Origin of the sequence: Lentzea sp. NPDC060358 (assembly GCF_042725365.1) — a bacterium.
Lineage (GTDB): Bacteria > Actinomycetota > Actinomycetes > Mycobacteriales > Pseudonocardiaceae > Lentzea.
The window spans coordinates 1-10,203 of sequence record NZ_JBHXCW010000263.1; the positions used below are offsets into that span (position 1 = coordinate 1).

At 69.4% G+C, this 10,203-nt stretch carries 14 protein-coding genes; 8 read left to right on the forward strand and 6 right to left on the reverse strand.

Annotation, left to right across the window (positions count from 1 at the left end):
- Positions 1-454, forward strand: a 454-nt coding sequence (locus tag ACFWGZ_RS35190) for an ABC transporter substrate-binding protein (protein ID WP_382455910.1), incomplete at its 5' end; no start/stop codon positions are given.
- Here ACFWGZ_RS35190 and pstB read toward each other — a convergent pair.
- The 6 genes from pstB to ACFWGZ_RS35220 form a co-directional block, all read right to left on the reverse strand.
- Positions 430-1,206, reverse strand: coding sequence for a phosphate ABC transporter ATP-binding protein PstB (gene pstB / locus ACFWGZ_RS35195; protein ID WP_382455911.1), 777 nt, complete (start codon positions 1,204-1,206; stop codon positions 430-432). The two genes, ACFWGZ_RS35190 and pstB, sit on opposite strands and share 25 nt — an antisense overlap.
- A gap of 10 nt (positions 1,207-1,216) precedes the next feature.
- On the reverse strand, positions 1,217-2,131 hold the full coding sequence (gene pstA, locus ACFWGZ_RS35200) for a phosphate ABC transporter permease PstA (protein WP_382455912.1): 915 nt from the start codon (positions 2,129-2,131) through the stop codon (positions 1,217-1,219).
- Positions 2,128-3,192 carry a phosphate ABC transporter permease subunit PstC gene (gene pstC, locus ACFWGZ_RS35205; RefSeq protein ID WP_382455913.1) on the reverse strand — a complete coding sequence of 355 codons (1,065 nt, stop codon included), beginning with the start codon at positions 3,190-3,192 and terminating at the stop codon, positions 2,128-2,130. Before pstC ends, pstA begins: the two co-directional genes overlap by 4 nt.
- A 33-nt stretch (positions 3,193-3,225) precedes the next feature.
- Positions 3,226-4,335 carry a phosphate ABC transporter substrate-binding protein PstS gene (pstS, locus tag ACFWGZ_RS35210; protein WP_382455914.1) on the reverse strand — a complete coding sequence of 370 codons (1,110 nt, stop codon included), beginning with the start codon at positions 4,333-4,335 and terminating at the stop codon, positions 3,226-3,228.
- Positions 4,336-4,533: 198 nt separating this feature from the next.
- Complete coding sequence (gene mshD, locus ACFWGZ_RS35215) at positions 4,534-5,409, reverse strand: mycothiol synthase (protein ID WP_382455915.1); 876 nt, start codon at positions 5,407-5,409, stop codon at positions 4,534-4,536.
- 10 nt (positions 5,410-5,419) lie between these two features.
- Positions 5,420-6,175, reverse strand: coding sequence for a winged helix-turn-helix domain-containing protein (locus tag ACFWGZ_RS35220; RefSeq protein WP_382455916.1), 756 nt, complete (start codon positions 6,173-6,175; stop codon positions 5,420-5,422).
- Positions 6,176-6,350: 175 nt separating this feature from the next.
- Here ACFWGZ_RS35220 and ACFWGZ_RS35225 point away from each other — a divergent pair, with 175 nt between their 5' ends.
- The 7 genes from ACFWGZ_RS35225 (at position 6,351) to ACFWGZ_RS35255 (ending at position 10,171) form a co-directional block, all read left to right on the forward strand.
- Positions 6,351-7,067, forward strand: a complete 717-nt coding sequence (locus tag ACFWGZ_RS35225; RefSeq protein WP_382455917.1) for an alpha/beta hydrolase — start codon at positions 6,351-6,353, stop codon at positions 7,065-7,067.
- Positions 7,068-7,083: 16 nt separating this feature from the next.
- A complete protein-coding gene (locus tag ACFWGZ_RS35230) occupies positions 7,084-7,917 on the forward strand; it encodes a DUF2993 domain-containing protein (protein WP_382455918.1) in 834 nt (277 codons plus the stop codon).
- Complete coding sequence (locus ACFWGZ_RS35235) at positions 7,914-8,324, forward strand: thioredoxin family protein (protein WP_382455919.1); 411 nt, start codon at positions 7,914-7,916, stop codon at positions 8,322-8,324. Before ACFWGZ_RS35230 ends, ACFWGZ_RS35235 begins: the two co-directional genes overlap by 4 nt.
- A gap of 85 nt (positions 8,325-8,409) precedes the next feature.
- A complete protein-coding gene (locus ACFWGZ_RS35240) occupies positions 8,410-8,481 on the forward strand; it encodes a putative leader peptide (RefSeq protein WP_355300619.1) in 72 nt (23 codons plus the stop codon).
- A gap of 41 nt (positions 8,482-8,522) precedes the next feature.
- Positions 8,523-8,990: a DUF4395 domain-containing protein gene (locus ACFWGZ_RS35245; protein ID WP_382455920.1), complete on the forward strand. Its 468-nt coding sequence runs from the start codon at positions 8,523-8,525 to the stop codon at positions 8,988-8,990.
- Between the two features lie 32 nt (positions 8,991-9,022).
- A complete protein-coding gene (locus ACFWGZ_RS35250; protein WP_382455921.1) occupies positions 9,023-9,868 on the forward strand; it encodes a sulfurtransferase in 846 nt (281 codons plus the stop codon).
- Positions 9,869-9,871: 3 nt separating this feature from the next.
- A complete protein-coding gene (locus tag ACFWGZ_RS35255; protein ID WP_382455922.1) occupies positions 9,872-10,171 on the forward strand; it encodes a DUF1416 domain-containing protein in 300 nt (99 codons plus the stop codon).
- Positions 10,172-10,203: the final 32 nt, after the last annotated feature.

The window sequence follows — 10,203 nt, forward strand, 5'->3', positions numbered from 1 at the left end:
CGCGAGCGGCTCCGGCCCGGGCGGTTCGGGTTCCGGTTCGGGTTCCGGTTCCGCGCGGACCCACACCGTGAAGACGGCCATGGGCGACGTCGACGTCCCCGTGCGCCCGAAGCGTGTCGTGGTCCTGGACACCGGTGAGCTGGACTCCGCGCTCACCCTCGGGGTGCGGCCGGTGGGCGCGACGCACTCGGCGTCGGAGGACGGCTTCCCGTCGTACCTGCCCGCGAGCGGGACGAAGGGCATCGAGGAGGTCGGCGAGATCGCCAACCCTGACCTGGAGACCGTCGCCTCGCTGAAGCCGGACCTGATCCTCACCAGCAAGGTCCGCGACGGCGACCGTTACGAGCAGCTGCGGGCAATCGCCCCGACCGTGATGACGGAGTCCACCGGTACGGCCTGGAAGGAGAACTTCCAGCTGCACGCGGAGGCTCAGCCGAAGCGGCCCGAGATGTAGTCCTCGGTGGCCTGGACGGACGGGTTGGAGAAGATCCGCTCCGTCTCGTCGATCTCGATGAGCTTGCCGGGCTTGCCGACCGCCGCGAGGTTGAAGAACGCGGTGCGGTCCGACACACGGGCCGCCTGCTGCATGTTGTGGGTCACGATGACGATCGTGTAGTCCTTCTTCAGCTCCGTGATCAGGTCCTCGATCGCCAGCGTGGAGATCGGGTCCAGGGCGGAGCAGGGCTCGTCCATCAGCAGCACGTCGGGCTGCACCGCGATGGCGCGGGCGATGCAGAGGCGCTGCTGCTGACCGCCGGAGAGGCCGCCGCCGGGGCGGTCGAGGCGGTCCTTGACCTCGTTCCAGAGGTTGGCGCCGCGCAACGAGCGCTCGGCGACCTCGTCGAGCTCCTTCTTGTTCTTCACGCCCGCGAGCCGCAGGCCCGCCACCACGTTGTCGCGGATGGACATCGTGGGGAACGGGTTGGGGCGCTGGAACACCATGCCGATGGTGCGGCGCACCTCGACCGGGTCCACTGTGGACGCGTAGATGTCCTCGCCGTCGAGCAGCACCTTGCCCTCGACGCGGGCGCCGGGCGCCACCTCGTGCATGCGGTTGAGCGACCGCAGCACGGTCGACTTGCCGCAGCCGGAGGGGCCGATGAACGCGGTGACGTTCTTCGGCGGCACCGCGAGCGAGACGTTCTCCACGGCGTGGAACTTGCCGTAGAAGAGGTTCAGGTCCTTGATGTCGAGTCGCTTGGCCATGTCCGCCCGCTCACTTCGTCTTCGGCGCCAGCGCCCGCGAGATCACGGTCGCCAGGAGGTTGAACAGGGTGATGAGGACGACGAGGGTGATCGCCGCGCCCCAGATGCGGTCGAAGCCCGCCGCCGTCGGGTTGTTGCGCTCGTTCACCATCATCAACGGCAGCGAGGCCATCGGGCCGTCGAAGAGGTTGTAGTTGATGAACGGCGCGTAGGCCGCGAGCACCAGCACCGGCGCGGTCTCGCCCATGACGCGGGCGAGGGCCAGCATGATGCCGGTCAGGATGCCGGACAGGGCGGTCGGGACGACGATCTTCACGATCGTCTTCCACTTCGGGATGCCCAGCGCGTAGGAGGCCTCGCGCAGCTCGTCCGGGACGATCTTGAGCATCTCCTCGGTGGTGCGCACGATGACCGGGACCATGAGCAGCACCAGGGCGAGCGACACGGCGAGCGCGCTGCGGCCGAGGCCGAAGGTCGTGATCCACACCGTGTAGACGAACAGCGCCGCGACGATGGACGGGACACCGGTGAGGATGTCGACCATGAACGTCGTGGCCTTCGACAGGCGCGACCGGCCGCCGTACTCGACGAGGTAGATCGCGATCATGACGCCGATCGGCACGGAGATGACCGCGCAGACGAGGCCCTGGACCAGCGTTCCGTAGATCGCGTGGTACGCGCCGCCGCCCTGCTGGCGGGCGAGCAGCCCGGACATCGACTTCTGCCACCAGTCACCGTCGAGGATGACCGGGAAGCCGCGCTGGACGACGGTGTAGAGCACCCACACCAGCGGGATGATGGCGATCAGGAACGCGCCCCACACGAGTGCGGTGGCGAGACCGTTCTTGATCTGGCGGGACTTGCTGACCGCCTGGAACGTCGGTGGCGTCGCGAGGCGCTGGGGATCCGCGAGATGGGTGCTCACTCGTACTCCTTGCGGCCGGCGACGATCGAGCGCGCGATGGCGTTGACGACGAAGGTCAGCACGAACAGCACCAGACCGGCGGCGATGTAGGCACCGGCCGAGCGCGGGTCGTTGAACTCGGGTGCGGCCAGCGCGATCTTCGACGCGAACGTCGAGCCGCCGTCGAACAGCGACCAGCCGAACGAGCTGGTGGCGGTGCTCAGGATGATCGCGACGGCGATGGTCTCGCCCAGTGCGCGGCCGAGGCCGAGCATCGAGGCGGAGACGTAACCGGCCTTGCCGAACGGCAGGACGGTCGTGCGCACGACCTCCCATTTGGTCGCACCGAGCGCGATGGCGCCCTCGATGTGCATCGTGGGCGTGCGCTCGAAGACCTCGCGGCTGACGGCCGTGATGATCGGCAGGATCATCACCGCGACGACGATGCCCGCGGTGAAGATGGTGCCGCCGAGCTGCACGTTCACGTTGCCCTTGGCGAAGAGCGGGAACCAGCCGAGGTTGCCGATCAGCCACTCGGAGAACGGGAAGAGCACCGGGCCGAGCACGAACAGGCCCCAGAGGCCGAAGACGATCGACGGCACGGCCGCCAGCAGGTCGACGACGTAGGCAAACGGCCGGGCGAGGTTGCGCGGCGCGTACTGCGTGAGGAACAGCGCGATGCCCAGCGCGATCGGCATGGCGATCAGCAGGGCGAGCAGCGCGACCACGACGGTGACGAGCAGCAGGTCCAGGATGCCGAACCGCAGGTTCGACGGGTCCGTGGTGTTCCACTCGCGGCTGGTCAGGAAGTTGACGTTGTCCAGCCCGAGCGACGGGATGGCCTGCAGGACGAGGAACAGGCCGATCGCGCCGATGAGGACGACGATGAAGACACCGGACCCCGTCGCCAGGCCGCGGAAGATGCGGTCGCCCGGCCGGACGTGAGGTGCCTTGGTCGTTTCTGGAGCTTCCGGTGTCGGGGGAATCGGAGCCTCCGAGGCGTGGGGAGCAGCCGCGACGCCCCGCTCCGCTCCGGGTTCACCGGAACGGGCGGGGCGCAGGGCCGCGACGGGATCGTTCATCGCGTCTGTGTCAGCCGAAGTTTCGCATCAACCTCAGGCGATCGCCTTCACGGCGGTCAGGATCTTGTCCTGGAACGCCTTGGGCAGCGGCACGTAGCCGGCCTCGGCGAGCTGGGCCTGACCGGTGGTGGCGGCGACGGTGAGGAACGCCTTGACGGCCTTCGCGGTGTCGGCGTCGTAGCCCTTCGAGCACACGATCTCGTAGGTCGCGAGCAGCAGCGGGTACGCGCCGGCGGCCTTGGTGCCGTAGATCGAGTCGAGGTCGAGCACGAGGTCGTTGCCCTGGCCCTTGACCTTGGCCTCGTCGATGGCCTTGCCGGCCGACTCGGCGGTCAGCTCGACGGCGCCGGCACCGGCGTCGATCTTGGCGATCGAGAGCTTGTTGTCCTGCGCGAAGGACCACTCGACGTAGGTGATCGCACCGTCGATGGAGCCGACGGCCTGCGCGACACCGGCGGACTTCTCCTTGCCCTCGCCGACACCGCCCTTGAACTGCTTGCCGTCACCCTTGGTCCAGCCACCGGCGACCTTGAGGTACTTCTGGAAGTTGTCGGTGGTGCCCGACTCGTCCGAGCGGTAGATGACCGCGATGTCCTTGTCCGGCAGGGACGCGGAGCCGTTCAGGGCCTTGATGGCCGGGTCGTTCCACTTCTTGACGGCGCCGGAGAAGATCGCGGCGGTCGTCTTGGCGTCGAGGACGAGGCTGTCCACACCCGACACCTTGAAGCCGATGGCGACGGGGCCGAAGACCATGGGCAGGTTCCAGGCCGGGTTGGTCTGGCAGCGCTTGGCGGCGGCCTCGGTCTCGGCGCCCTCCTTCAGCGCGGAGTCGGAGCCGCCGAAGTCGACCTGGCCCGCGTTGAAGTTCTTCACGCCCGCGCCGGAGCCCGACGGGTTGTACGCGACGTTCACGCCGGGGCAGGCGGCCTGGTAGGCCTGGACGAACGCGTCGACCGCGTTCTTCTGCGCGGAGGAACCCTCGGCGTTCAGGTTGGTCTTGCCACCGCACTCGACCGGAGCGGAGGCACCGCTGGTCGGCGTGCTGCCGCCCGCGGCCGTGTTGTTGTCGCTGCCACACGCACCGAGCAGCAGCGCGCTGGCCGTGACGAGGCCGAGCACGGCACCGTGCCGCTGGATCTTCACCTTGGTCCTCCACCTTGCGGAAGCAGTAGCGGTTTCGCGACGGACGTCGCCGCTCGCTACGGAAGGTAGGTAGCCAGAGTGGACAGACCCCCTAGACAAGGTGAACGAGAAGTGAACACCGAACGGGAAGTGACGGGTCACACGGCCGAACGAGTGAGTACGTGACCAGGGCGTATGCGTTTTGTGACGGTACGTTGACTACCGCGCGTACTGGACGTCGGCATCCCAAAGGGTGAAGCCGAGCTTCGTGTAGACGCGGACCGCCGCGGTGTTGTCCGACTCGACGTAGAGCATGACCTCGGCGACGCCGCGTTCGCGCAGGTGGTGCAGGCCGGCGAGGGTCAGCGCCTTGCCGAGACCACCGCCCTGGCTGTCCGGGTCGACGCCCACGACGTAGACCTCGCCCAGTTCGGGCGTGTGGACCTTCGTCCAGTGGAAGCCCAGCATCTTGTCCTCGGCGTCGAACGCGAGGAGGAACCCCTCGGCGTCGAACCAGTCCTCTTCTTCCTTCGCCCGGACGTCCTCGATGGACATCGCGCCCTGCTCGGGGTGCCAGTCGAAGGCGCGGTGGTTCACGTAGACGACCGCGGCCTCGTCCTGACCGGGGACGAACGCCCGGATCGTCACGCCGTCGGGCAGCTTCGGCTCGGGGAGGTCGCCGTCGAACCGCAGCCGCATGCGCAGCAGTTCGCGGACCTTGCCCAGGCCCAGCTTCTCCGCGAGCTCGGCGGCGCCGGGACGGCCGCCGTGCGACCAGATCCGCAGGCCTTCCTGCGGGAGCGCTTTCACCAGGGCGGTGCCCATGCCGCGGCGGCGGTGCGCGGGGTGCACGGCGAGCTCGGCGACCTTGTTGCCGTCCGCGTCACCGAGCAGGTCGACGTGGGCGTAGCCGGCGAGTTCGCCGTCGAGGTGCGCGAGGAGGTGCCTGCTGCCGGTGGCGCCGGGGCGCATCCGCAGCCGCACGGCCTCGCCGACCGGCGCCACGCCGTCGGCCTCCTGCGCCGCGGAGAGCAGCTGCCCCACCTCGGCGGCCTGCTCGGTCGTCAGCTCGTCGAACCAGCTCAGTTGCGCCACGCAGGCGAACCTACCGGGTGATCAGCTGCTCATCCAGGACGCGGACGGCGTCGTCGATCTCGCTCACCTCGGCCGGGCGGCGCGAGGAGCCGGGACGCGGCGGGCGGACGAACTTGTAGCCCACGTTGCGGACCGTGCCGATCAGCGCCTCGTGCTCGGGGCCGAGCTTGGCGCGCAGCCGTCGCACGTGGACGTCGACGGTGCGGGTGCCGCCGAAGAAGTCGTAGCCCCAGACCTCCTGCAGCAGCTGGGCGCGGGTGAAGACCCGGCCGGCGTGCTGGGCGAGGTACTTGAGGAGCTCGAACTCCTTGTAGGTGAGGTCGAGCGGGCGGCCCTTGAGGCGCGCGGTGTAGGTGGCCTCGTCGATCACCAGGTCGCCGAGCTGCAGCGCGCCGTCGCCACCGGGCTGGGTGGAACCGCGGCGCGAGCGCACCAGGCGCAGGCGGGCGTCGACCTCGGCGGGGCCGGAGGTCGGCAGCAGGATCTCGTCGACCGACCAGTCGGAGTTGACGGCCACCAGGCCGCCCTCGGTGACGACGGCCACCACGGGCACGTCGACGCCGGACGAGTCGAGCAGGCGGCACAGCGAGCGGGCGCCGGCCAGGTCGGTGCGGGCGTCGACCAGCACGATGTCGTGGGGTCCCGCCTCGAGGAGCGCGGAGACCTCGGGACGCAGCGGGCGGACCGCGTGCGGGAGCAGTGCCAGCGCGGGCAGCACGGCCTCCGGGTCGGGGTCTGTCGTCAGCAGAAGCACGTCGATGCTCATCGCGGCGCCCTCCAAGTCGGCCGTGGTCAGGTCACCTCGACCAGACCAGCGGCGTACGGTGACCGGGCCCCGTTGCCTGCGGATGACGGAGACGATACCGGTGCACCCCGAGAAAGTCCCAGGTCAAGAAGCCGTGCTCACAGTTGTTTCCACAAGCGTCACGCCTGTTACATCCATGTCACACGACGGAGTGCGCCTGCGGGGCGTCCACCACAGGGGCGACAGCGGCCTCGCTTTCGTTGTGGGACACGGGTTCACGAACAACGTGAGCAAGCCGTACGTGGCCCGCGTGCTGGCCAGGCTGGCGCGCCGGGGAGGTGTCGTCGCGTTCGACTTCCGCGGCCACGGGCGGTCGGGCGGGCGTTCCACGGTCGGCGCGGACGAGGTCCACGACATCGAGGCGGCGGTGCGCAAGGCACGGGAGCTGGGCTACGCGAAGGTCGCCACGGTCGGGTTCTCGATGGGCGCCTCGATCGTCCTGCGGCACGCCGCCCTCGGGGACACCAGGCCGGACGCCGTCGTGTCGGTGAGCGGGCCGGCCAGGTGGTGGTCGCGTGAGACCGCTCCCATGCGCCGGGTGCACTGGTTGCTCGAACAGCCCCACGGCAAGCTGGCCGCGCGGGCGATGGGGGTTCGGCTCGGCGGCGGCTGGGTACAGGCGCCGGAGAGCCCGCTGGAGGTGGTGGGGCGCATCACGCCGACCCCACTGCTGATCGTGCACGGTGACCTGGACCACTATTTCGGGGTGGAGCACGCCAGGTCGTTGCACCGCGCGTCCTCGGGACATGGCGAGTTGTGGATCGAGAAGGGCATGCGGCACGCCGAATCGGCCTCGACTCCCGACCTGGTAGACCGGATGGCGGCGTGGACCGCCGCGAAGATCGAGCACTGAACCCGAAGGACGAGGGATGACTGCAGGGTTTTCCGGACAGACCCCGGCCCGCGCCAGGCCGAAGAAGAAGTCGCGGCGCGGCAAGTTCCTCATCATCACGGTGATCGTGCTGGGCGTGCTGCTCGTCGCGGCCGACTTCGCGCTGGCGGCGGCGGGCGAGTACCAGATCGCCCAGCGGATGCGGGAGAAGCTGCAGCTCAACGAGGACCCGGCGGTGCGGATCAACGGGTTCCCGTTCATCCTGCAGGCGCTGCGCGGCGACTACCAGCACGTCGAGATCCGCGCGTACGGCGTGCCGATCAAGGACGAGCAGCAGGGCGTCGACCTGCGCGACCTCGACGTCGAGGCCGACCTCCTGCACACCCGCGTGGAGCTCTCGGACCTGTTGGCGGGCAACGTCTCCAAGGCGACCATCGACACGGTCAGGGGCAGCGTGCGGATCAAGGCGCTCGACCTGAACCGGCTCGCGAACCAGGTGACGCCGTTCGACAAGCTCTCGATCGAGCCGGACAACCGCGTCGCCACGCCCGCGCCCGCCGACCCCAAGGCGCCCAAGACGACCGCCGCGATCAAGCTCTCCGGCGAGACCAACGTCGCGGGCAAGGTCGTCACGCTCACCGCGTACGGCCAGATCGCCCTGGTCAGCGGCGCGATCCAGATCAACATCGACGACATCGAGCTGAACGACGCCTCACTGAAGCAGATCATCCCGCAGCTGCGCCAGGCGCTCGCGATCAAGATCGATCCCGGCACGCTGCCGTTCGGCGCGACGCCCACCGCCGTCGAGGTGGAGAGCGGTTCGTTCAAGCTGAGCGGCGAGATCGCGGATGTACCGTTGACCCAGCGATGACCGGTGTGTGGGCACTCCTGGGCGCGCTGGCCGTGGCCGGCGCGATCGGTGTGCTGCTCAAGCTCAGGGAGGGCCGCATCTCCTCGCGCGCCACGACTTCCGCCGACCTGCCCGCCCCCGTGCGCGACCTGCTCGCGCCGGGGGTGACGCTGGTCCAGCTCTCGACGACGTTCTGCGCGCCGTGCCGGCACGCGAAGGTGGTCCTGCGCGACCTGGCCGAGCGCACCGACGGCCTGACCCACGCCGAGCTCGACGTCACGAACCTCCCGGACGTCACCACCCGGCTCGGCGTCATGCGCACCCCGACGACGCTCGCGCTCGCGGCCGACGGGACCGAGCTGCTGCGCGTCGGCGGCGTGCCGAAGCGCGACTCGTTGCTGGCCGCGTTGCGCCCGCATTTGCCCTAATCCGGTCGGGTGAACCTGCGTTGTTCCACCAGATGGACACACCTCCCGGACCGAGGGATTGGGAGCTACCCTCGCTGGCATGACCATGCTGCTCACGAAGCGACGCGCGGTTGACCTGTGCCGCGTGCGCAGCAGCCTGTGTCGCACGACGAGCTGACTGGGCCGCTTGACGCTCGTCAGCTACCTCTGCCGGACTGAATGCACTCGTCCGTCTGCCCGGAGGTCGTCGTGCCCAAGGACTCCCCTGTAGATCCGCGCGGACCGCGCTTCTCCGCCTGGATGACCACGGTCGTCCTCGCGGTCGTGCTGCTCACCGGCTGGTGGCGACTGCTCGCCGCCCAGACGGTGCTCTTCGCGATGTGCGCGTTCGTCTCGCTGAAGCTCAACCCGTGGGGACACGTCTACCGCTACGCGATCCAGCCGCGCCTCACCCCGGCCACCGAGCGCGAGAACGCCGCCCCGCTGCGGTTCGCGCAGGGCGTCGGTTTCGTCTTCGCACTGATCGGCACCCTCGGTTACGCCACCGGCCTCACCACCCTGGGCGTGGTCGCGACCGGCACGGCACTGGTGGCAGCGCTGCTCAACGCGGCGGTGGGCCTGTGCCTGGGGTGCGAGATGTACCTGCTGCTGCGCCGATTCACCCCCGCAAACGCCCGCCCGCAATGAAGACACACGCACTACTACAGGAGCAACTTCCCATGAGCCGTGAGAACGTGCTGGTCTCGGCCGCCTGGTCCGAGGAGAACCTCCAGACGCCCGGCGTCGTCTTCGCGGAGGTCGACGAGGACACCACCGCGTACGACGGCGGGCACATCCCCGGCGCCGTGAAGATCGACTGGAAGAACGACCTCCAGGACCCGGTGCGCCGCGACTTCGTCGACCGCGAGGGCTTCGAGAAGCTGCTCTCGGCCAAGGGCATCTCCAACGACGACACCGTCGTCCTCTACGGCGGCAACAACAACTGGTTCGCCGCCTACGCCTACTGGTACTTCAAGCTCTACGGCCACCAGAACGTGAAGCTGCTCGACGGCGGCCGCAAGAAGTGGGAGCTCGACGGCCGTCCCCTGGACAAGGACGAGGTGGTGCGCGAGACCACCTCCTACTCCGCCCAGGAGCAGGACCTCTCGATCCGCGCGTTCCGCGACGAGGTCGTCGAGGCCATCGGCAACAAGAACCTGGTCGACGTGCGCTCCCCCGACGAGTTCTCGGGCAAGCTCCTCGCCCCGGCCCACCTCCCGCAGGAGCAGGCCCAGCGCGGCGGCCACATCCCGTCCGCGGTGAACGTCCCGTGGTCGAAGGCGGCCAACGAGGACGGCACGTTCAAGTCCGACGACGAGCTCCGCGCCCTCTACGCCGAGGCGGGCTTCGACGGCAGCCGCAAGACCATCGCCTACTGCCGCATCGGCGAGCGCAGCTCCCACACCTGGTTCGCCCTGCGCGAGCTGCTCGGCCACGAAGACGTGAAGAACTACGACGGGTCCTGGACCGAGTACGGCTCGCTCATCGGCGTGCCGATCGAGCTCGGTTCCGGCAAGGAGGCCTGAGACATGAGCGACGGCTGCGGCGCCCCCGTGCAGGGCGGCACGATCGAAGTCTCGACGACGGAAACGGTCCTGGAGGGCAAGGTCCTCTCCGCGGGCACCCCGGTGGGCGGCGCGTTCGTCCGCCTGCTGGACTCGACCGGCGAGTTCACCGCCGAGGTCGTCTCCTCCCCGGAGGGCGACTTCCGCTTCTTCGCGGCCCCCGGCTCCTGGACGGTGCGAGCGCTGCACCGCACGGGCAACGGCCAGGCGGCCGTCTCGGCCGAGGGTCCCGGCGTGCACGCGGTGGAGATCGCGGTCGCCTAGAACCCGCTCTCGGGCCCCGGCGGTGCATGCAC

Coding starts and splice junctions, on each gene's coding strand:
- pstB (WP_382455911.1), bottom strand. CDS start 1,206: ATGGCCAAGCGACTCGACATCAAGGACCTGAACCTCTTCTACGGCAAG.
- pstC (WP_382455913.1), bottom strand. CDS start 3,192: ATGAACGATCCCGTCGCGGCCCTGCGCCCCGCCCGTTCCGGTGAACCC.
- ACFWGZ_RS35220 (WP_382455916.1), bottom strand. CDS start 6,175: ATGAGCATCGACGTGCTTCTGCTGACGACAGACCCCGACCCGGAGGCC.
- ACFWGZ_RS35225 (WP_382455917.1), top strand. CDS start 6,351: ATGTCACACGACGGAGTGCGCCTGCGGGGCGTCCACCACAGGGGCGAC.
- ACFWGZ_RS35230 (WP_382455918.1), top strand. CDS start 7,084: ATGACTGCAGGGTTTTCCGGACAGACCCCGGCCCGCGCCAGGCCGAAG.
- ACFWGZ_RS35235 (WP_382455919.1), top strand. CDS start 7,914: ATGACCGGTGTGTGGGCACTCCTGGGCGCGCTGGCCGTGGCCGGCGCG.
- ACFWGZ_RS35245 (WP_382455920.1), top strand. CDS start 8,523: ATGCACTCGTCCGTCTGCCCGGAGGTCGTCGTGCCCAAGGACTCCCCT.
- ACFWGZ_RS35250 (WP_382455921.1), top strand. CDS start 9,023: ATGAGCCGTGAGAACGTGCTGGTCTCGGCCGCCTGGTCCGAGGAGAAC.
- ACFWGZ_RS35255 (WP_382455922.1), top strand. CDS start 9,872: ATGAGCGACGGCTGCGGCGCCCCCGTGCAGGGCGGCACGATCGAAGTC.